This window comes from Escherichia sp. XD33 (assembly GCF_019375075.1).
GTDB classification, from domain to species: Bacteria; Pseudomonadota; Gammaproteobacteria; order Enterobacterales; family Enterobacteriaceae; genus Enterobacter; species Enterobacter flexneri_A.
Window position 1 is genome coordinate 1 of the sequence record NZ_JAENDM010000042.1, and the last position, 20,807, is coordinate 20,807.

At 53.4% G+C, this 20,807-nt stretch carries 18 protein-coding genes; 3 read left to right on the top strand and 15 right to left on the bottom strand.

From position 1 onward, the window contains the following. On the bottom strand, positions 1-64 hold a 64-nt coding region (locus K0778_RS19255), incomplete at its 3' end, for an IS1 family transposase (RefSeq protein ID WP_001676991.1). A 481-nt stretch (positions 65-545) separates the two neighbouring features. Between K0778_RS19255 and K0778_RS19260 the strand changes: the two genes are divergently transcribed. Beyond that, a complete protein-coding gene (locus K0778_RS19260; RefSeq protein ID WP_063084571.1) occupies positions 546-1,490 on the top strand; it encodes an Rpn family recombination-promoting nuclease/putative transposase in 945 nt (314 codons plus the stop codon). A 241-nt stretch (positions 1,491-1,731) separates the two neighbouring features. Here the strand turns inward: K0778_RS19260 and K0778_RS19265 are convergent, their stop codons facing one another. Then, positions 1,732-3,144, bottom strand: a complete 1,413-nt coding sequence (locus K0778_RS19265) for a PLP-dependent aminotransferase family protein (protein ID WP_064186776.1) — start codon at positions 3,142-3,144, stop codon at positions 1,732-1,734. Positions 3,145-3,320: 176 nt separating this feature from the next. On the opposite strand from K0778_RS19265, the gene K0778_RS19270 reads away from it, so the two are divergent. Together K0778_RS19270 and K0778_RS19275 are read left to right on the top strand one after the other, a co-directional pair. Continuing rightward, positions 3,321-3,485, top strand: coding sequence for a DUF1127 domain-containing protein (locus tag K0778_RS19270; RefSeq protein ID WP_000394266.1), 165 nt, complete (start codon positions 3,321-3,323; stop codon positions 3,483-3,485). Between the two features lie 351 nt (positions 3,486-3,836). Beyond that, positions 3,837-6,377 carry a penicillin G acylase gene (locus tag K0778_RS19275; RefSeq protein ID WP_063084573.1) on the top strand — a complete coding sequence of 847 codons (2,541 nt, stop codon included), beginning with the start codon at positions 3,837-3,839 and terminating at the stop codon, positions 6,375-6,377. Between the two features lie 77 nt (positions 6,378-6,454). Here K0778_RS19275 and yjiA read toward each other — a convergent pair whose 3' ends face one another. The 13 genes from yjiA to hpaG all read right to left on the bottom strand — a co-directional run bounded on the left by yjiA (position 6,455) and on the right by hpaG (position 20,801). Beyond that, positions 6,455-7,411 (bottom strand): GTPase, encoded by a 957-nt coding sequence (yjiA, locus tag K0778_RS19280; protein WP_001298945.1) that lies wholly within the window; start codon positions 7,409-7,411, stop codon positions 6,455-6,457. Between the two features lie 10 nt (positions 7,412-7,421). After that, positions 7,422-7,625 (bottom strand): YbdD/YjiX family protein, encoded by a 204-nt coding sequence (locus K0778_RS19285; protein ID WP_000467859.1) that lies wholly within the window; start codon positions 7,623-7,625, stop codon positions 7,422-7,424. A gap of 130 nt (positions 7,626-7,755) precedes the next feature. Continuing rightward, a complete protein-coding gene (btsT, locus tag K0778_RS19290; RefSeq protein ID WP_001309197.1) occupies positions 7,756-9,906 on the bottom strand; it encodes a pyruvate/proton symporter BtsT in 2,151 nt (716 codons plus the stop codon). A 392-nt stretch (positions 9,907-10,298) separates the two neighbouring features. After that, positions 10,299-10,811: a 4-hydroxyphenylacetate 3-monooxygenase reductase subunit gene (locus K0778_RS19295; protein WP_001175455.1), complete on the bottom strand. Its 513-nt coding sequence runs from the start codon at positions 10,809-10,811 to the stop codon at positions 10,299-10,301. 17 nt (positions 10,812-10,828) lie between these two features. Further along, positions 10,829-12,391: a 4-hydroxyphenylacetate 3-monooxygenase, oxygenase component gene (hpaB, locus tag K0778_RS19300; RefSeq protein ID WP_000801473.1), complete on the bottom strand. Its 1,563-nt coding sequence runs from the start codon at positions 12,389-12,391 to the stop codon at positions 10,829-10,831. A 250-nt stretch (positions 12,392-12,641) separates the two neighbouring features. Then, on the bottom strand, positions 12,642-13,532 hold the full coding sequence (gene hpaA, locus K0778_RS19305; protein ID WP_000332890.1) for a 4-hydroxyphenylacetate catabolism regulatory protein HpaA: 891 nt from the start codon (positions 13,530-13,532) through the stop codon (positions 12,642-12,644). Positions 13,533-13,541: 9 nt separating this feature from the next. Beyond that, the gene (hpaX, locus tag K0778_RS19310) at positions 13,542-14,918 is read right to left on the bottom strand and encodes a 4-hydroxyphenylacetate permease (protein WP_001285782.1); all 1,377 of its coding nucleotides are present in this window, start codon (positions 14,916-14,918) and stop codon (positions 13,542-13,544) included. Positions 14,919-15,092: 174 nt separating this feature from the next. Next, positions 15,093-15,881 carry a 4-hydroxy-2-oxoheptanedioate aldolase gene (gene hpaI, locus K0778_RS19315; RefSeq protein ID WP_000431704.1) on the bottom strand — a complete coding sequence of 263 codons (789 nt, stop codon included), beginning with the start codon at positions 15,879-15,881 and terminating at the stop codon, positions 15,093-15,095. A 10-nt stretch (positions 15,882-15,891) separates the two neighbouring features. Beyond that, positions 15,892-16,695, bottom strand: a complete 804-nt coding sequence (gene hpaH, locus K0778_RS19320) for a 2-oxo-hept-4-ene-1,7-dioate hydratase (protein ID WP_000459750.1) — start codon at positions 16,693-16,695, stop codon at positions 15,892-15,894. A 110-nt stretch (positions 16,696-16,805) separates the two neighbouring features. Next, entirely contained in the window at positions 16,806-17,186 is a 381-nt protein-coding gene (locus K0778_RS19325; RefSeq protein ID WP_153449114.1) for a 5-carboxymethyl-2-hydroxymuconate Delta-isomerase, read from the bottom strand. 9 nt (positions 17,187-17,195) lie between these two features. Further along, positions 17,196-18,047, bottom strand: coding sequence for a 3,4-dihydroxyphenylacetate 2,3-dioxygenase (hpaD, locus tag K0778_RS19330; protein ID WP_000516990.1), 852 nt, complete (start codon positions 18,045-18,047; stop codon positions 17,196-17,198). 1 nt (position 18,048) lies between these two features. Beyond that, a complete protein-coding gene (hpaE, locus tag K0778_RS19335; RefSeq protein WP_000757510.1) occupies positions 18,049-19,515 on the bottom strand; it encodes a 5-carboxymethyl-2-hydroxymuconate semialdehyde dehydrogenase in 1,467 nt (488 codons plus the stop codon). Then, on the bottom strand, positions 19,512-20,801 hold the full coding sequence (gene hpaG / locus K0778_RS19340; protein ID WP_000679090.1) for a 4-hydroxyphenylacetate degradation bifunctional isomerase/decarboxylase: 1,290 nt from the start codon (positions 20,799-20,801) through the stop codon (positions 19,512-19,514). Before hpaG ends, hpaE begins: the two co-directional genes overlap by 4 nt. Positions 20,802-20,807 lie beyond the last annotated feature (6 nt).

A 20,807-nucleotide genomic window follows, 5' to 3' on the forward strand; every position in this document is an offset into this window, starting at 1 on the left:
TGCCGTTACGCACCACCCCGTCAGTAGCTGAACAGGAGGGACAGCTGATAGAAACAGAAGCCACTGGAGCACCTCAAAAACACCATCATACACTAAATCAGTAAGTTGGCAGCATCACCCGAAATTCAATACCGTCGGTAATGACGAAAGGCAGGCGAGAAGGACAAATGTACTGAATTTCATGTAATCAACCACACTGCCTGTGAACACACAGACAGAGAAATACCTTCTGACTTCGGGTCAGAATGTATAACGATTACAAATAGTCATCAGCACATTACACCTCTTGAATTGATGGGTTGCATAGAAAATATACACCTTAAGTGTAATTAAAATTTGCGGTTAATCAAAAGAGCGCGGTGGAAAGGGGAATATCTGCCGGGTACAGGAAATGTAAAACGCGAGCCTGTTTCCGGAAAAATGTATCGTTTGCAGATGAACAAAAATAGCCTGGAAAGCGCCTCGGGGAACGGGAAATTGCCGGGTGAGAATGGTTTTGTTAGTCGCTAAAGTCGGGCCATCTTATCTACAGGTGACGGATCGCCATGACAAACTTCACGACCAGCACGCCGCATGACGCATTATTTAAGTCCTTTCTCACGCACCCTGACACCGCGCGGGATTTTATGGAGATCCACTTACCCAAAGATTTACGTGAACTGTGCGATCTCGACAGCTTAAAACTGGAGTCAGCCAGCTTTGTCGATGAAAAATTGCGGGCGCTACACTCCGATATTCTGTGGTCGGTAAAGACCCGTGAAGGTGATGGCTATATCTATGTGGTGATTGAACATCAGAGCCGTGAGGATATTCATATGGCCTTTCGCCTGATGCGCTATTCCATGGCGGTGATGCAGCGCCATATCGAGCATGATAAACGCCGGCAGCTACCGCTGGTCATCCCGATGCTGTTTTATCACGGTAGCCGTAGTCCTTATCCCTGGTCCCTGTGCTGGCTGGACGAATTTGCCGACCCAACTACCGCACGGAAGCTTTATAGCGCAGCGTTCCCGTTGGTGGATGTCACTGTCGTGCCAGACGACGAGATTGTGCAGCATCGCAGAGTCGCCCTGTTGGAGTTGATCCAAAAGCATATTCGCCAGCGCGATCTGATGGGGCTTATCGACCAACTGGTAGTATTACTGGTTACAGAGTGTGCTAATGACAGCCAGATAACTGCGCTGTTAAATTACATTTTACTGACTGGCGATGAAGCGCGTTTTAAGAAGTTTATCAGCGAACTTACCCGTCGAATGCCACAACACAGGGAGCGAATAATGACGATTGCAGAGCGAATTTATAATGATGGATGGCTGTTGGGGATGGAAAAGGGGAAAGAAGAAGGGGAACAACGCCTCCTTAGATTGTTGTTGCAGAATGGGGCAGATCCTGAATGGATACAAAAGATTACCGGACTTTCGACAGAGCAAATGCAGGCATTAGAGCAGCCCTTGCCTGAAATCAAGCGCGATCCATGGATCGAATACTAATCAGAGACGGATGACAAACGCAAAGCTGCCTGATGCGCTACGCTTATCAGACCTACATTTCCTCTGCAATCTATTGAATTTGCGCGGTTTGTAGGCCGGATAAGGCGTTCACTCCGCATCCGGTATGAACGAAGCACACTTTGCCTAAGCCATGCTGGAACGTGGCGATGACCCTGCAAAGATACAACGAGTTACAGGCGATTCGTGAGAGGAAATCAGGTGCTTCGCCACTAATTCGAATTTATTCCATTGCCCGATACACGGCCTCGCCAATTTGCTTTAGTGCTTCGCGATAGGTTTCGCTGAGCGGCAAAGCGCAGTTGATGCGTAGACAATTACGGTATTTGCCGGAAGCCGAGAAAATCGAGCCTGCTGCCACCTGGATATTCATGCGGCACAGCTGCCGCGCGACGCAGACCATATCGACCTGTTCAGGCAATTCGATCCACAGTAAAAATCCGCCTTTCGGGCGCGTAATATAGATTTCGCAGGGAAAATATTCCCGTATCCAGCAGGTATAAAGCGCCAGATTGCGCTGATAAGTCTGCCGCATCCGCCGGATATGGCGATGATAGTGACCTTCCAGCACAAACGTTGCCGCCGCCATTTGCGTGGACGGCACATTAAAGCTGCTGATGGCGTATTTCATATGCATCAGTTTATCGTGATAACGCCCCGGTGCGACCCAACCCACGCGCAGGCCTGGAGCAATACTTTTACTGAACGAGCTGCACAACAACACTCGCCCGTCGATATCCCATGAATGGATGGTCCGCGGGCGCGGATACTCCGTTGCCAGTTCGCCGTAGACATCATCTTCAAAAATCACAATATCATGACGCTGAGCGAGAGAGAGAACGGCCCGTTTGCGTGCGTCCGGCATAATAAATCCCAGCGGATTATTACAGTTTGGCACCAGAATGATGCCTTTAATCGGCCACTGTTCCAGCGCCAGTTCCAGCGCTTCAACGCTGATGCCAGTTTCAGGATCGGTTGGGATTTCAATCACTTTCACGCCCATACCGCGCAGCATCTGCATCGAACCGTAATAACAGGGAGATTCGACCGCGACAATATCGCCCGGTTTACACACCGCCATTAACGCCAGCGACATCGAGTTATGGCAGCCGCTGGTGATAATGATGTCATCGGCGGTGACCACCGAGCCGCTGTCGAGCATCAGGCGGGCAATCTGCTCTCGCAATACCCGCTGACCGGCTAACAAGTCATAACCGAGAACGGTTTGCAGATTATGCTGCACCACCCGGCTTAGCTCACGCCACAGCGGTTTCAGGCTGGTCGTTTCGACATCCGGCGTGCTTTTGCTTAACGGAACAATGGAACTGTCGCTATGCGCCTCCAGCATATCCAGCACCTGATCCCACTGGGTAATTTCCACCGGGCGCTGCACCGGACGCGTCATCGGCGGCACTGGCGGCTGGGCTTTACGTTGTGCGACAAAATAACCCGAACGCGGCTGCGGAGTGATGAGCTTCATCGTTTCCAGCGTCTGATACGCCTGCTGCACGGTGCTGATGCTGACGCCGTGCTCCCGACTTAAGCTGCGCACCGACGGCAATTTCTCCCCGTGACGATACAGCCCTTGCTCAATCCGCTCGGCAAGCAGAGTTGCCAGATGTTGATAACGCGTCATGCTGTATTCCTTATTTAGACCATACAGAGAGAAAAACCGGTACAGATGAAGCTAAAAAACCGGATGCAGATGCTGTTTTAACCTGTCTGTATGTTAAATAAAACTAATATTTGCATCTGTATTGTGAACTGCCAGAAGGCGGATGATGAAGCCTTTGAAAGATGAGGAGGCAGCAGATGGAATTTCACGAAAACAAAGCCAAAACGCCGTTTATCGGCTTCGTACAACTCTGGCAGGCGGTGAGGCGTTGGGGGCGGCAAATGCAGACCCGACGAGTGTTACAGCAGATGAGTGATGAACGGTTGAGGGATATTGGGTTACGCAGGGAGGATGTGGAGTGAACTATGGGCGGCGTGTTGGCAAATGCTGCCTGTCTGCATTCAAAATTGCTACAAAATCCAACCATAAAAGTCGTTTACAACATATTTTTCTGATTTACATACAGATAATGACCTGAGCTGTCTCACTGGGGCTCATCATCTATGCGTCCGGGGGATCTGTCACAAAAAGGAATAGAACAAAATCATCAGCGGTGAATAAAGCGATTCGTTTTAGATCACATTAATGCAATTTTTGTATCAAAAATTAGTTATCGCGCTCACAGTTCATAATGAAACAATTCTCTGCAAATAGATAACCGAAGCTTCGTTGCTAGTATCAATTCGCTAATTATACACCTGCCAGAGGATACAATGAAAAATAGAAATCGTATGATCGTGAACTGTGTTACTGCTTCCCTGATGTGTTGTTGGAGCTTGCCTGCACTGGCTGAGCAGTCGTCAAGTGAGATAAAGATTGTTCGCGATGAATACGGCATGCCGCATATTTATGCCAATGATACATGGCACCTATTTTATGGCTATGGCTATGTAGTAGCACAAGATCGCCTTTTTCAGATGGAAATGGCACGTCGCAGTACTCAAGGAACTGTCGCGGAAGTGCTTGGCAAAGATTTTGTGAAATTTGATAAAGATATCCGTCGTAACTACTGGCCGGATGCTATCCGGGCGCAAATTGCTGCCCTTTCCCCAGAGGATATGTCCATTCTGCAAGGCTACGCTGATGGAATGAATGCCTGGATTGATAAGGTAAATACCAACCCAGAGACGCTCTTACCAAAACAGTTTAATACATTTGGCTTTACTCCTAAGCGCTGGGAACCGTTTGATGTCGCGATGATATTTGTGGGCACCATGGCAAACCGCTTCTCTGATAGCACTAGCGAAATTGATAATCTGGCACTGCTAACGGCTTTAAAAGATAAATATGGTGTATCACAAGGCATGGCGGTATTTAATCAGTTGAAATGGCTGGTAAACCCATCAGCGCCAACCACTATTGCCGTACAAGAGAGTAGCTACCCACTTAAATTTAATCAGCAAAACTCGCAAACAGCAGCTCTGTTGCCACGCTACGATTTACCTGCACCAATGCTTGACCGACCAGCAAAAGGGGCGGATGGCGCACTGCTGGCGTTAACAGCAGGGAAGAACCGGGAAACTATTGCTGCACAATTTGCACAGGGTGGTGCCAATGGTCTGGCGGGGTATCCAACGACCAGCAATATGTGGGTGATCGGCAAAAGCAAAGCCCAGGATGCGAAAGCAATCATGGTAAATGGTCCGCAGTTTGGCTGGTATGCGCCTGCGTATACTTATGGTATTGGTCTGCACGGTGCTGGTTATGATGTCACTGGCAATACACCATTTGCCTATCCTGGGCTGGTTTTTGGTCATAATGGTGTGATTTCCTGGGGATCAACGGCAGGTTTCGGCGATGATGTCGATATTTTTGCTGAACGGCTGTCGGCAGAGAAACCAGGCTACTACTTGCATAATGGTAAGTGGGTGAAAATGTTAAGCCGTGAGGAAACCATTACGGTGAAAAATGGTCAGGCAGAGACCTTTACTGTCTGGCGTACGGTGCATGGCAACATTCTCCAAACTGACCAGACGACACAAACGGCTTACGCTAAATCCCGCGCATGGGATGGTAAAGAGGTGGCGTCTTTGCTGGCCTGGACTCATCAGATGAAGGCCAAAAATTGGCAGGAGTGGACACAGCAGGCAGCGAAACAAGCACTGACCATCAACTGGTACTATGCTGATGTAAACGGCAATATTGGTTATGTTCATACTGGTGCTTATCCGGATCGTCAATCAGGCCATGATCCGCGATTACCCGTTCCTGGCACGGGAAAATGGGACTGGAAAGGGCTATTGCCTTTTGAAATGAACCCTAAGGTGTATAACCCCCAGTCGGGATATATTGCTAACTGGAACAATTCTCCCCAAAAAGATTATCCCGCTTCGGATCTTTTTGCCTTTTTGTGGGGTGGTGCAGATCGCGTTACGGAGATCGACCGACTGCTTGAGCAAAAGCCACGCTTAACTGCTGATCAGGCATGGGATGTTATTCGCCAAACCAGTCGTCAGGATCTTAACCTGAGGCTTTTTTTACCTACTCTGCAAGCAGCGACATCTGGTTTGACACAGAGCGATCCGCGCCGTCAGTTGGTGGATACATTAACACGTTGGGATGGCATCAATTTGCTTAATTATGATGGTAAAACCTGGCAGCAGCCAGGCTCTGCCATCCTGAACGTTTGGCTGACCAGTATGTTGAAGCGTACCGTAGTGGCTGCCGTACCTATGCCATTTGATAAGTGGTACAGCGCCAGTGGCTACGAAACAACCCAGGACGGCCCAACTGGTTCGCTGAATATAAGTGTTGGAGCAAAAATTTTGTATGAGGCGGTGCAGGGAGACAAATCACCAATCCCACAGGCGGTTGATCTGTTTGCTGGGAAACCACAGCAGGAGGTTGTGTTGGCTGCGCTGGAAGATACCTGGGAGACTCTTTCCAAACGCTATGGCAATAATGTGAGTAACTGGAAAACACCTGCAATGGCCTTAACGTTCCGGGCAAATAATTTCTTTGGTGTACCGCAGGCCGCAGCGGAAGAAACGCGTCATCAGGCGGAGTATCAAAACCGTGGAACAGAAAACGATATGATTGTTTTCTCACCAACGACAAGCGATCGTCCGGTGCTTGCCTGGGATGTGGTCGCACCCGGTCAGAGTGGGTTTATTGCTCCCGATGGAACAGTTGATAAGCACTATGAAGATCAGCTGAAAATGTACGAAAATTTTGGTCGTAAGTCGCTCTGGTTAACGAAGCAGGATGTGGAGGCGCATAAGGAGTCGCAGGAAGTGTTGCACGTTCAGAGATAATTAAGCCCGAATGCCCTCATATTCTGGAGGAATATGAGGGTGATAAAGTCTCAGGTATTGTGATGTTGGAGGGCTGGTTACTTTTTGAGTCCCGCAAACGCCGCCCGAATCTCATCCTCCGGCAACTGAATCCCGATAAACACCATCGTGCTATGCGGTGTTTCATCGCCCCATGGCCTGTCCCAGTCGGCGCTGTAGAGGCGCTGGACGCCCTGGAACAGCAGGCGGTTAGGTTCGCCGTCAATCCACAGCATCCCTTTGTAACGCAGCAGTTTATCCGCCGATTCCAGCAGCAGGTTTTCCATCACCCGGGAAACTTCGCTGATATCTACCGGGTAATCCAGTTCCACCACAATCGACGAAATATCGTTTTGTTTGTCCGCGATAAAGTGGAAACGTGGCTTGGTGCTGACCACGTTCTCTTCCAGCATAAAACCGTTGGTGTTGAATAGCAGGCCCAGGTCGATATCGCCGTGGGTGACGGTGTAGACCGGTGCACGGGCGTTGATGCGCGCCAGGCGTTCACGCAGTTTCTCTGCTTCGCCTGCGACGTCGGTTTTCGTCAGCAGAATACGGTCGGCGTAGCCAACCTGGGACTGGGCGATGGTGAACTGGTTCATCTGCTCATCGGCATGTACCGCATCCACCAGCGCAATCACCCCGTCCAGCAGGTAGCGCTGGCATAAAATCTCATGGGAGAAAAAGGTCTGAATAATCGGGCCGGGATCGGCCATGCCGGTGCATTCAATGACCAGACGGTCGAACTGAATATTGCCCTTGTCGAGATTATCCAGCAGGTCGAGTAGTGCGTCTTCCAGCTCGTTGGAGCGCGAACAGCAGATGCAGCCGTTGGTCAGCGTTTTGATCTGCGTGGCGCGGTCGCCAATCAGTTGATCATCAACGGAGACTTCGCCGAATTCGTTTTCAATCACGGCAATCTTGTAGCCGTGTTGTTCATTAAGAATATGGCGCAGCAGGGTGGTTTTGCCCGCGCCTAAAAAACCGGTGAGTAGGGTAACTGCAATCGGGTTCATGCTCTCTCCATTAACAACAGCGCATACCGCCTTTACCATCGCCGCCGTAGCGCGCGTTCTGGCGTTCGCGGAAGAATTCTTCATAGCTCATGTACGGCTTGTCGGGATGGTTGGTCTTCATATGCTCGACGTAGTTGTCGTAGTCTGGAATGCCAATCAACATCTTCGCCGCCTGGCCGAGATATTTTTTTGCCTGTCCTAAGTTACCAAACATTTTGCCTTCCAGATATGCGTAAAGCCCGGAAGGTCCGGGCTAGGGATTTGCCGGATGCGGCGTAAACGCTTTATCCGGCCTACGATAGACACTTTGTAGGCCGGATACGCGCAGCGCATCCGGCAACCGGTTAGTGGTGCGAAGAGATCTTCACGCCGCCTTCCGGGATTGGAACGTACGGAGTTTCTTTGTCAGTACGTTTGTCGCTGTTACGCACCTTCAGCCAGGTTTTGAAACCGTAGAAGATGATGCTGTACACCACAATCAGGAACAGAATACTCAGGCCTGCGTTGGTGTAGTTGTTCACAACGATGTGGTTCATGTTGGCAATCTGCTGCGCCGTCAGGTCAGTACCGTTAGCAATCTTCTCTTTGTACTGGCTTGCCATGTAGAAGAAGCCTTCCATCTGCGGGTTGGTGCTGAACAGTTTCAGGCCCAGCGCCCAGGTGGTGCAGATAAGCAGCCATACAGCCGGAACAACAGTTACCCAGATGTATTGGGTGCGCTTCATCTTAATCAGCACAACGGTGCCCAGTACCAGCGCTACGGCTGCCAGCATCTGGTTGGAAATACCGAACAGCGGCCACAGGCTCTTAACGCCGCCCAGCGGATCGACCACGCCCTGATACAGCAGGTAGCCCCACAGACCCACACAGCCCGCAGTACCGATGATACCAGCAACCAGAGAGTCGGTTTTTTTCAGGAACGGGATGAAGTTACCCAGCAGGTCCTGCAGCATAAAGCGGCCAGAACGGGTACCCGCATCCAGCGCGGTCAGGATGAACAGGGCTTCGAACAGAATACCGAAGTGATACCAGAAGCCCATGTCAGCCATCGGCAGCACTTTGTGGAACACGTGCGCGATACCTACCGCCAGTGTCGGCGCACCACCTGCACGGTTCAGGACAGAAGGCTCACCAATGTCTTTCGCGGTTTGCAGGATCTGCTCTGGCGAAATCACGAAGCCCCAGGAGCTGACGGTCGCCGCCGCGTGTGCGGTAACGTCTTTCAGCTGCGCCATGATGATCGGCGCGTTCTCGCCACCCATTTCATGCAGGTTAGGCATGGTGATGCCAAGGCCCGCAGGCGGGGTGTTCATCGCGAAGTAAAGACCCGGTTCGATGATGGACGCTGCAACCAGCGCCATAATCGCCACGAAGGACTCCATCAGCATTGCGCCGTAGCCAATGAAACGCGCGTCGGTTTCGTTAGCCAGCAGTTTCGGCGTCGTACCGGAAGAGATCAGCGCGTGGAAGCCAGATACCGCACCACAGGCGATGGTGATGAACAGGAACGGGAACAGAGCGCCTTTCCACAGCGGGCCAGTACCGTCAATGTACTGGGTCATCGCAGGCATTTTCAGTTCCGGGTTCAGCACCACGATACCCAACGCCAGGCCGACGATAACGCCGATTTTCAGGAAGGTTGCCAGATAGTCGCGCGGTGCGAGGATCAGCCACACCGGCAGCAGTGCGGAAACAAACGCATAGCCAATCAGCGCGAAGGTAATGGTGGTGTCTTTAAAGGTCAGTGCCGGACCCCAGTACGGATCGTGAGCAATCACGCCACCGAAGTAGATAGAGGCAACCAGCAGCACGATACCGATTACAGAGACTTCACCCACACGCCCCGGACGGATAAAGCGCATGTAGATACCCATAAACAGCGCAATCGGTACGGTTGAGCAAACGGTGAAGACACCCCACGGACTTTCGGCCAGGGCTTTAACCACAATCAGCGCCAGGACGGCAAGGATGATGATCATGATTAAGAAACAGCCAAACAGCGCGATAGTCCCCGGTACTGGTCCCATCTCTTCTTTTATCATCTCACCGAGAGATGCGCCGTTACGGCGAGAGGAGATAAACAGCACCATAAAGTCCTGAACCGCACCGGCCAGTACTACCCCCGCCAGCAGCCACAGCGTGCCAGGCAGGTAGCCCATCTGTGCGGCGAGAACCGGACCGACCAGCGGACCAGCACCGGCGATAGCGGCGAAGTGGTGACCAAACAACACGTAACGGTTGGTCGGAACGTAGTTCAGACCGTCGTTGTTAATAACCGCAGGCGTCGCGCGCGTGGGGTCGAGTTTCATCACCTTCTGGGCGATGTACAGACTGTAGTAGCGATACGCCACCAGATACACCGACACAGAGGCGACCACGATCCACAGGGCGCTGACGTGCTCCCCCCGACGTAATGCAACTACCGCGAGGCAGAATGCACCGATGATTCCGAGAATCACCCAGGGTATGTGCTTGAATAGTTTTTTCGTATCCATAGTAAAACCTGGCATTTTACTCGTCGTCTTTTGGCTTACAGGTGCGGCAGCTGCGTTCGTTCACCCCTGTCACTTACTGTTGCAAGCTCCCGGGGATTCACTCACTTGCTGCCTTCCTGCAAACCAAAATCCATAGAGTAATTTGTTAATCATAGGCCGAAGCCGTTCTAGGTTTGCGTTGCGTTTGAGGAGGTAAATTGACCGCTATCCTGCAGTGATGTTGCCAGAGATACGCGCGCGTAAAGTAAGGTAAATAACTGAGTGGTTATTTTAGGGATGTAAGCGGTCAGGAATGGCGGTGAGCGGTTGGGCAAGAATTATTCATCGGGTGGATATGTGATTGAGATCACAATAAAAATACCCCTTCGACGAATGCGTGAAGGGGCTGGAGCTTAAATCGCAGCTTCCATTTCCAGCATCACCGGATGGAAACGGCGTTTAAAGTAAATAAGTCCGTGACCTTCTGCACTGAGGATGATGTTTTTAATCTCCACCAGATACACCAGATGTGTGCCAATCGCCTGCACATCGCGGATCTCTCCTTCAAGACTGGCCAGCGAACCTTTCAGCACCGGCTGCGCCAGCGGACCTTTTTGCCAGCATGAGAGGCTAAAACGCTCTTCCATCGCCATGCCTGTCATGCCCGCGAAGTGGCGTGCCATCAGTTCCTGCTCATGGTTGAGGACGTTGACGCACAACTTACCGTTGCCCTGAAAAACCGGGTTCATCGCACTGTTGGCGTTAATGCACACCATCAGCGACGGTGGTGTATCCGTGACCGAGCAGACAGCCGTTGCCGTAATCCCGCATTGTCCGGCGTCGCCCTCGGTGGTGATAATATTTACCGCTGCCGACAGGCTGGCCATCGCGTCACGAAAGCGCAGGCGTTGTTCATCTAATTGCATCTTAACCTCCTGCTGCGTTATTTCAGCAGCTTATCCAGCATGTTGATATCGTCGTTGTTGTGCAGGTGCGGCACAGTCCAGCCGTTCTGGTCGTATTCCGACAGGCAGCGATCAACCATCGCCATCATCTTGTCCATATTGCCGGAGCTTTGTGCCTGGCGCAGACACTGCAGGCGAATCTCATCCTGGCTACCGGAGTAGTTGATTTCATACAGCTCGTGACGACCACCAAATTCGCTGCCAATGGCGTCCCACATCAGTTTGAGGATCTTGATGCGCTGGACGTGATCCATACCGTTCGAACCGCGCACATACTTCGCCAGATACTGGTCGATCTGCGGATTGTTCAGGTCACGGGCACTGGAAGGGAGATAGATCAGGCCACTGGTAACGTTGCGTTCGATAATGTTTTTGATCTTCGCGTAGGCCATTGGTGCCAGTACGCGATAGGTTTGCAGTGCGGCATGATCCGGTAAATAAGCCCCGTTGACCCACGGCGTCGCTTCTGAACACATCGAGTCACTCAATGCCCAGAAGGTGTTGCGCCACGCCACCACTTCACCGAGATCGGCCTGCACACCACGGAACTCCAGGGTGCCGGTACATTCGAGTGATTTTTTCAGCAGTGCCGTAATGAAGTCTAATTTCACTGCCAGGCGCACACAGGCTTGCAGCGGATACATACGGGCAAAACCGCCTTCCATTGTCCAGCGACGGCAGCGATCGAAATCGCGGTAGATCAGCACGTTTTCCCATGGGATCAGCACGTTATCCATCACCAGAATCGCATCGTTCTCATCGAAGCGGCTGGAGAGCGGGTAGTCGTACGGCGAGCCGGTAGCACCCGCGACCATCTCATAAGAGGCGCGGGAGATTAATTTCACGCCATCGGCATCCATTGGTGCAACGAACATCAGTGCGAAGTCCGGGTTTTCGCCCATCACTTGTGCCGAGCCGAAGCCAATCATGTTGTAGTGAGTCAGCGCCGAGTTGGTGGCAACTACTTTCGCACCGCTGACGATAATCCCGGCGTCAGTCTCTTTTTCCAGCTTGATGTAAACGTCTTTCACTTTATCGGTCGGCAAATGACGATCGATCGGTGGGTTAACAATCGCGTGGTTAAAGTAGAGGCCAGTTTCCTGAATACGGGTATACCAGTTACGGGCGTTCTGCTCGAACTGACCGTAAAAGCCCGGATTCGCGCCCAGTGCGCAACCGAAAGCAGCTTTGTAGTCTGGGGTACGGCCCATCCAGCCATAGCTCAGGCGTGACCACTCAGCGATGGCGTCGCGTTGCTGGCGCAGGTCGTCGGCACTTTTCGCCACGCGGAAGAATTTATGGGTATAGCCGCCGCTACCGGTGTCGGTGTTCCAGCACAGAGAGTCCTGCATCTCCGGTTTGTGTAGCGCGTCGTACAGTTGGGCAACAGACGCTGCCGCATTACGAAATGCCGGATGAGTGGTGACGTCTTTCACTCGCTCGCCATAGATATAGATCTCGCGACCATCCTGCAGGCTTTTCAGATACTCTTCCCCGGTGAACGGACGTTGGGTACTGGCGCGGAAATCTTCTGGTTTCATGTCGACCTCTACAGTATTAATCGGAATACGATTGTTAATTTTGTGTGTTGTTTTTGTTATTCAATTGAAGCTTGCAGGGGCGATTACGGGAAGACACTTTTGGGACAATGGCTGGTACTTTTCAGGTCGGGTACGGTTTTGTGATCGAGGTCGCTTTTAGCGATTTTTAACGTTACTAAATCCCCTTGCTCCAGGCGGAGAAAGGGGAATAGCAGGTGGTGCCTGGTTTCCCGTTAAGGCTAAGGGATTTTCACGTCACAGGTACTTTTTTGGCGCGATAAGCACTGGGCGAGCAACCGACTAAGCGATTAAAAAAGCGCGCAAAATAAGCCGGATCCTTAAAACCGAGTTGCCAGGCAATATTGTTCACGGCGTTATCAGAAAACAGCAGCAGCCGCTTGGCTTCTCGCAGCTGCCTGTCGAAAATCAACCGTTTTGGCGGACGGTTGGCAAAGCGGCGGCAGATGTCAGTGAGGCGTGATTCGGTGATATGCAATTCGTTAGCGTAATCCGGTACTGTCCAGTGCTGATGAAAATGGCTTTCAATCAGCATATGAAAACGCTGGAACAGTTTTAATTCTCCGCGCATTCCGCTGGCGGCATGGTCGTCGAGTTTTGCGTTACGCAGCAGTAGGGTGAACACTGCCTGTGCCAGTAACGTCAGGGTGTGTTCCCGTCCAGGCAGTTGTTCTACCGATTCCCGCTCTATCAGTTGCCAATAGTGTTCCAGCGCCGCCAGTTCGTCGGGTTTATCTGCCAGTGACAGGCAAATCCCCGGCAGGCCGAAGGTTTCCCGAGTGCCCGGATAAAGAACTTCCAGCAGGGGCCAGATCAGATCTTCCCGTACCGTCAATACATGACCGTCAGCATCAGACTCCGTAATAAACGCATGAGGTACTGACGGCGGCGTCAGGACAAACAGGGGCGCTTCCACCGAGTAGCGATGATCGTCAAGCTGTAGCTCAATCTGTCCGCTATTGAGGAAATGCATCTGAAAGTACTGTTCGTGGCGATGTGGCAGCATATGGCGGCCAAAAAAGGCCGCCATGCGGGCGAACGACTGATAATGCACATCGTCCGTGCCCAGGCTTTCATCGTACTCTTTGCTGATATCAATATTGGCAATCTGACGGTCACACATCGTCGTTCCTTACGGGGTCGCTCGCGGACGGGAGGACTGCATTGGAATTGCCCAGATAATCCCCGCACCAATCACCAGCAGCGCGGCAACAAACCACAATCCACTGTTAAAGCTGCCGGTCAGATCTTTCAACCAGCCGATCATAAACGGACTTAATGCTGAACCAATGTTGCCAGTGGCGTTGATCACCGCAATACCGATCGCTCGTGCCCGCAGGCTGATGGACTGATCCGGTGTTGTCCAGAAAATCGCCATTGCGCTGAATGATCCGGTCGAAGCCATAATGATCCCCAGCATCTGGATCATGTTGTGATCAGTTGCCGAAGCCAGTAACCAACCAGCGGCAGCGAACAAATAGGGAAGGGCGGTGTGATGCCTTCGTTCCTGGCGGCGATCTGAGTGACGGCTCCAGTAAATCATCCCGAGAATGGTACAAATCTGCGGTACGGCGGCCAGCAGGCCGATGGTGATATTACTGCTGCCTTGATTAAAGCTTTGTAGGATCTGCGGTGTCCAGATGCTGATCGCACTAAGTGTGTTGGTCAGGCAGAAATACGCCAGGGTATACATCATCACCACCGGAGTGAAGATCTCCCGCCACATGCTGCGTTGTTGCATGGCATGGTGGCTGATGGCTCCCTCTGGCTGAACCAGCGTCAGACGATCGTTATCCATCATCTCTTGCAGGCATTTTTTGTCTTCTTTCGTCAGCCACTTAGCTTTGTCCGGTGAGTCATCAAGCCAGAACCACACCATGACGCCGAGTAATACCGACGGGAAGCCTTCCAGCAAAAACAGCCACTGCCAGCCTTTTAATGCCATTACGCCATCCAGCGACAAAATGTAGCCGGAAACGATCGATCCCAACGCTGTCGTTACCGGCATTGCAACCATAAACAAGGCGTTGGCACGGGCGCGGAAGTAGGCCGGAAACCAGAAGGTTAAATACAGCAGAATGCCAGGCAGAAAGCCGGCTTCGGTAATGCCAACCAGTATACGCAGTACGTACAAGCTGGTGGGGCCAGTGGCAAACATGGTGGCAGTAGAGGCGATGCCCCAAAGCACCATGATGGTGGCGATCCAGCGCCGCGCACCGACAATACTCAGCATAATGTTGCTGGGAATGCCGAAGATGACATAAGCGGCATAGAACAGGGTGGTAGCGAGGCCAAACATGGTGGCGCTCAGACCGAGGTCGCGTCCCATCGTGAGTCCGGCAAAGCCGATGTTGATGCGATCAAGGAACGAGAAGATAAACAGCACGAACAGAAAGACGATCAGGCGGCGAAACAACTTCTTAATAACCGCCTGTTGTCCGGTAGTCAGCGCTTTATGCTGATTCGCCGGATCGATACTCTCCGGTATGGCAGGTGAGGTGTCGCTCATTTTTCTTCCTCTAATGGGATTTTTGTAGGGTACGACAAGGTTTATGGCGGATGCGGCGTAACGCCTTATCCGGTCCGCGATTTGGTACGGCTTTTTGCCGGATGCGGCGTAAACGCCTTATCCGGCCTACGGTTTGGTGCGAGTGTAGGCCGGATAAGCGCAGCGCATCCGGCATTAATACACGCCGGGCTTCACGGCGGTGGCCTGCGCACCAAACCGTGCTGCCAGCGCTTCAGCGGCGCGGGCGAGCAGGGTGGTGTCAACGCCGACGGCGACAAACAGCGCGCCCAGTTCCAGATAGCGTTTTGCCAGTTGTTCATTGGCGATCAGGATCCCCGGCGCTTTGCCCGCTTCGCGGATCTGCACGATCGCCTGCTCAATCGCGGCCTGTACTTCCGGGTGCTGAGGATTACCGGCATAACCCATATCGGCGCTCAGATCCGCCGGGCCGATAAACACGCCGTCGACCCCTTCCACGTCCAGAATCTGCGGTAAGTTCTTCATTGCCTCACGCGTTTCGATCTGCACCAGCACGCACATTTGATCGTTGGCTTTTTGCAGGTAATCAGGAATGCGATTCCAGCGCGAGGCTCGGGCCAGCGCACTGCCCACACCGCGAATACCGGCGGGGGGATAACGGGTGGCGCGTACCGCTTCACGGGCTTCGTCAGCGTTTTGTACCATCGGCACCAGCAAGGTTTGTGTGCCGACGTCCAGCAGTTGTTTGATTTGCACCGGATCGTTCCACGACGGACGTACTACCGGCTGGCTGGGGTAGGGCGCAATCGCCTGTAGCTGGGTGAGCACGGTTTGCACGTTATTCGGCGCGTGCTCACCGTCGATCAACAACCAGTCGAATCCTGCTCCGGCCAGTAACTCTGCGCTGTAGCTGCTACTCAGCCCCAGCCATAATCCGATCTGCGGACGGCCTGCTTTCAGCGCCGCTTTAAAGCTGTTTTCCATCGTTCTCTCCTTAAACAAAGCGGCAGCTAATGGAACCCATGTTGCCGTAATCGACGTGGAAGGTGTCGCCCTTACGCGCCGGAACCGGGCGGGTGAACGAACCACCGAGAATGATTTGCCCGGCTTCCAGTTGTACGTCATACGGTGCGAGTTTGTTCGCCAGCCAGGCCACGCCGTTTGCCGGATGATTCAGCACGCCAGCGGCGACGCCGGTTTCTTCAATCACGCCATTGCGATACATCAGGGCGGAGATCCAACGCAGATCCAGTTCGTCTGGTTTGATCGGACGACCTCCGAGGATCACCCCGGCGTTGGCGGCGTTATCAGAAATGGTGTCGAACACTTTGCGCGGGCGCTGGGTTTCCGGATCGATGTTGTGGCAGCGAGCGTCGATCAGCTCCAGCGCCGGGATCACGTAGTCCGTGGCGTTGTAGACGTCGAACAGCGTGCAGTTTGGCCCACGCAGCGGTTTTGCCAGCACGAAAGCCAGCTCCACTTCAATGCGCGGCACGATAAAGCGATCGGTCGGGATATCGCTGCCATCGTGGAAGAACATGTCATCCAGCAGCGCGCCGTAATCCGGTTCGCTGATCTGCGAGCTTGCCTGCATCGCTTTCGAGGTCAGGCCGATTTTGTGGCCTTTCAGCGTGCGACCTTCGGCGATTTTCAGGCGAACCCATTCACGCTGCACCGCGTAAGCGTCTTCGATGGTGATCTCCGGGTAATCCAGCGAGATCGCGCGGATCTGTTCGCGCTGTTTTTCTGCCTGATCCAGACGCTGGGCGATCAGGGTGTGGGTGTGTTTATCGAACATAGCGATATCCTGTGGCATTGCCGGATGCGGCTGCGCCTTATCCGGCCTACGGTGTACGGTTTGGGGTTTTGTAGGCCCGGTAAGCGCAGCGCCACCGGGCAATCTGCGCGCTACTTAAACAATGCGTGCACGTTGTTTTGTTTAAAATTCAGCGTCGGATGCAGCTCTTCAATCTCAAACGACAACGCCAGCAGGCGGCTCTCCATCAGGGCGGCGAAGTGCGTTTTAATCAGTTCAAACAGCATTTCACCCGCCTGCTGGCGGCTTTCCAGGCTGCGACCTGCGCCGATTTTCAACGTCATATGCACGAAGGCATAATCATGCTGCCCGTTGGCCATCTGCCAGGTATCGACCCAATGCACGCGGCTGCGAATACCCGCCAGCGGAAAAATACCCGTGGCTGCCAGCGTCGGATTCACTTTGGCGAACAACCCCGGCAGGTCGGCTTCTTCGCGGATGTTATCACTGCATTCAACGATAAAGTGCGGCATAAAACGTCCTTACGCGGGAAGCGGGAAAACAGCGTTAACCTGACCGGTGCCAGAGCTTGGGAACAGCTCGGTAATAAACTCCACCTTGCCGTCGTATTTATCCCAGCCGAGCATCCCCAGCAGCATCACCGTGTCGTGCATATTGCCTTCGCCGTAGCAGTAGTCGGCGTACTCCGGCAGCATATTGCAGAACTCTTTGAACTGGCCTTCGCGCCACAACTTCACCACGCGCTCGTCCATCTGGCGGTCGAACTCGCGGGTGTAGCTGTTCATCCCTTCTTCCGCACGCTGATCGTCAATAAAGCGGTGCGATAACGAACCGCTGGCAAGGACCGCCACGGTGCCGTCGTACTGTTCGATCGCTTTCAGAATCGCTTCGCCCAGCTTGCGGCTGTCGGCAAAATCGTGAACCGTGCAGAAAGCCGAAATGGAGACCACTTTGAAGTGCTTGTCTTCATTCATGTAGCGCATCGGCACCAGCGTGCCGTATTCCAGTTTCAGGCTGGGAATGTTGTGCGCTTTTGCCCGCACGCCGAGCTTTAAGGCTTCATCGGCAATAAGCTGCCCCAACTCCGGGTTGCCCTCGTAGTTGTAGGTCATGTCACGAATAAAATGCGGCAGCTCGTTACTGGTGTAGACGCCTTCAAAATGGTCTGCACAGTTGATGTGATAAGCACTGTTGACCAGCCAGTGGGTATCGAAAACGATAATGGTATCGACGCCCATTTCCCGGCAACGCTTGCTGATCTCTTTATGCCCGTCGATCGCACCCTGGCGGCAACCGTGGTTTTTCCCAGGCAGCTCAGAGAGATACATCGACGGTACGTGCGTGATCTTGGCGGCTAACGCTAACTTACCCATATCAGACTCCCCATTTCGGAATTGGATGGTCGCCCATGGAAATGCAGACGTTCTTCATTTCCGCGAACACTTCGAAGCTGTACTCACCGCCTTCACGCCCGGTGCCGGAGGCTTTTACGCCGCCAAATGGCTGGCGCAGGTCACGCACGTTCTGGGTGTTGACGAACACCATGCCTGCTTCAATGCCACGCGCCAGGCGTAACACTTTGCTGACATCCTGTGTCCAGATGTACGACGCGAGGCCGTACTCCACGTCGTTTGCCAGACGTAAGCCTTCGGCTTCGTCTTTAAACGGCAGCAGGCAGGCGACCGGCCCGAAAATCTCTTCCTGGGCAACGCGCATACGGTTATCTACGTCCGCCAGCACCGTTGGGCGCAGGAAGTTGCCGCCTTTCAGGTGTGCAGGCAGGTCAGACGGTTTATCCGGGCCGCCCGCCAGCAGGGTTGCGCCTTCTTCAATGCCGAGACGGATATAGCCGGAGACTTTATCCCAGTGTTGCTGGCTGATAAGCGCCCCAACCTGGGTATTCGGATCGTTCGGATCGCCCACGCGCAGACGGTTGGCGCGTTCGGCAAAGCGTTTAACGAATTCCGGGTAGATGCTTTGCTGAATAAAGATGCGCGAACCGGCGGTGCAGCGCTCGCCGTTGATCGAGAAGATGGTGAACAGGGCGGCGTCCAGCGCGCGTTCAATATCGGCATCTTCAAAAATCAGCACCGGCGATTTACCGCCCAGTTCCATGGAGTATTTTTTCAGCCCGGCGTTTTTCATGATGTTGCGCCCGGTGGCCGTACCGCCGGTGAACGACACGGCACGTACGTCATGATGACGAACCAGCGCATCCCCTGCGGTTGCGCCGTAGCCCTGTACCACGTTCAGCACGCCTGCCGGAATACCGGCTTCCAGCGCCAGCTCACCCAGGCGGTCAGCGGTCAGCGGGGAGAGTTCCGACATTTTCAGTACCGCGGTATTGCCCAGCGCCAGACACGGCGCGACCTTCCATGTGGCGGTCATAAACGGTACGTTCCACGGCGATACCAGCGCACAAACGCCCACCGGCTGCACCAGCGTGTAGTTGAGCATCTTGTCGTCAACCGGATAGGTCTTGCCGTTCATCTGCTGGCAGACTTCCGCGAAAAATTCAAAGTTGTGGGAAGCGCGTGGGATCAACACATTTTTGGTCTGATGGATCGGCAGGCCGGTGTCCGCGGTTTCCATCGCGGCGATCTCTGGCACGTTCTGGTCGATCAGATCGCCCAGACGGCGCATCAGGCGCGCACGCTCTTTCATCGGCAGATTGGCCCATTTCGGGAACGCCTCTTTCGCTGCCGCTACCGCCTGATTGATCTCCGCTTCACCGCCAGAGGCCACATCCGCCAGCACTTCACCCGTTGCCGGATTGGTGGTCTGGAAGTAGTCGTTACCTGCAACATTTTTGCCGTTGATCCAATGATTTACTTTTTTCATTTCGCTGTTTCCTCACTCACAATTCGGTTCACCAGGCAGCCCACGCCTTCTACTTCCACCACTACTTCATCGCCAGGCACCACGTCAGATAAGCCTTTTGGTGTGCCGGTGGCGATCATGTCGCCCGGATTCAGGGTCATAAATTCGCTTAAGTAGGCGATCAGGAAGGGCACGCTGAAGATCAGATCGGCGGTGGTGCCTTGCTGGCGTAACTCGCCGTTGACGAAGGTGCGAAGGGTCAGATTATGCGGGTCCGGGATCGCCTCTTTCGGCACGATGGTTGAAAGCATCGGCGTCAGTCCGTCGCGGCTTTTTACCCGCAGGTTAGGGCGGTAGTAGTTTTCCAGATAGTCGCGAATGGCGTAGTCGTTACACACGGTGTAGCCCGCGACATAATCCATGGCATCGGCTTCGCTGACGTTACGCGCCTGTTTGCCAATAACTACCACCAGCTCCGCTTCATAGTGCATGTATTCAATATTGTTTGGACGCACGGAGGTCTGGTTATCGCCAGTGAGGGTATTTGGCGCTTTCAGGAACACCAGCGGTTCTTCCGGTGGCTTAAATTCCAGTTCGCTGGCGTGGTCGGCGTAGTTCAGGCCGAGGGCAAACAGCGTGCCGTGCGGGTGTGGCTGCGTTGGGAAGCTCTTGCGCGTGGTCACTTCACGTTCGTCCACTACCGGATTTTCCAGCGGCGGGAAACCTTCTGCGAGAACACGAACGCGATCGCCTGGCTGTATTTCCACGCGCGCCTGTGGCGTGCCGAGCAGAATGGCATCGCCTGGATTCAGTGTGGCAAATTCGCTCAGGGCGCTCAGCAACTGCGCGGCGTTACGTTGTAAATCGGCGGTATTCCAGTGATCGGCAGGACGCCCGTTGATCTCGGTATAGATGGTCAGATTATCGACATTGCTGAGAGCCACGGTTTCGCCAATGGGGCAGAATCCATCACGACATTTTGCTTTGATTGCCGGGCGGTAAAAGCTCTCTTCCGGCAGGCTGACGTCGTTAGCCAGCGCATATCCGGCGATGTACTCTGCCGCATCTTCTTCACGTACTTTCGTCGCCGTTTTTCCCACAATCAGCGCAACAGTCGCACCGCTCAGTACCTTTTCACCCTGTGGAAAGGGAATCGGTTCACCGCAACCAATCACCGTATTGCGCGGTTTAATAAACCAGACCGCAGTTTTAGGCGGGGCTTTGTAGGGGGATTGCTGGAACGCTTCCTGCCATGCATCAAGTTGGCTGCGATGGTTCAACGCTACGGCGAAGATAGTGCCTTTCATTACCAC

Excerpts from the sequence above, each read along its gene's own strand:
- btsT (WP_001309197.1), bottom strand. The coding sequence starts at position 9,906 with ATGGATACGAAAAAACTATTCAAGCACATACCCTGGGTGATTCTCGGA.
- hpaX (WP_001285782.1), bottom strand. The coding sequence starts at position 14,918 with ATGAGCGACACCTCACCTGCCATACCGGAGAGTATCGATCCGGCGAAT.
- K0778_RS19260 (WP_063084571.1), top strand. The coding sequence starts at position 546 with ATGACAAACTTCACGACCAGCACGCCGCATGACGCATTATTTAAGTCC.
- hpaI (WP_000431704.1), bottom strand. The coding sequence starts at position 15,881 with ATGGAAAACAGCTTTAAAGCGGCGCTGAAAGCAGGCCGTCCGCAGATC.
- K0778_RS19265 (WP_064186776.1), bottom strand. The coding sequence starts at position 3,144 with ATGACGCGTTATCAACATCTGGCAACTCTGCTTGCCGAGCGGATTGAG.
- K0778_RS19285 (WP_000467859.1), bottom strand. The coding sequence starts at position 7,625 with ATGTTTGGTAACTTAGGACAGGCAAAAAAATATCTCGGCCAGGCGGCG.
- K0778_RS19295 (WP_001175455.1), bottom strand. The coding sequence starts at position 10,811 with ATGCAATTAGATGAACAACGCCTGCGCTTTCGTGACGCGATGGCCAGC.
- hpaD (WP_000516990.1), bottom strand. The coding sequence starts at position 18,047 with ATGGGTAAGTTAGCGTTAGCCGCCAAGATCACGCACGTACCGTCGATG.
- K0778_RS19325 (WP_153449114.1), bottom strand. The coding sequence starts at position 17,186 with ATGCCGCACTTTATCGTTGAATGCAGTGATAACATCCGCGAAGAAGCC.
- hpaA (WP_000332890.1), bottom strand. The coding sequence starts at position 13,532 with ATGTGTGACCGTCAGATTGCCAATATTGATATCAGCAAAGAGTACGAT.
- hpaH (WP_000459750.1), bottom strand. The coding sequence starts at position 16,695 with ATGTTCGATAAACACACCCACACCCTGATCGCCCAGCGTCTGGATCAG.
- yjiA (WP_001298945.1), bottom strand. The coding sequence starts at position 7,411 with ATGAACCCGATTGCAGTTACCCTACTCACCGGTTTTTTAGGCGCGGGC.
- hpaE (WP_000757510.1), bottom strand. The coding sequence starts at position 19,515 with ATGAAAAAAGTAAATCATTGGATCAACGGCAAAAATGTTGCAGGTAAC.
- hpaB (WP_000801473.1), bottom strand. The coding sequence starts at position 12,391 with ATGAAACCAGAAGATTTCCGCGCCAGTACCCAACGTCCGTTCACCGGG.
- K0778_RS19270 (WP_000394266.1), top strand. The coding sequence starts at position 3,321 with ATGGAATTTCACGAAAACAAAGCCAAAACGCCGTTTATCGGCTTCGTA.
- hpaG (WP_000679090.1), bottom strand. The coding sequence starts at position 20,801 with ATGAAAGGCACTATCTTCGCCGTAGCGTTGAACCATCGCAGCCAACTT.
- K0778_RS19275 (WP_063084573.1), top strand. The coding sequence starts at position 3,837 with ATGAAAAATAGAAATCGTATGATCGTGAACTGTGTTACTGCTTCCCTG.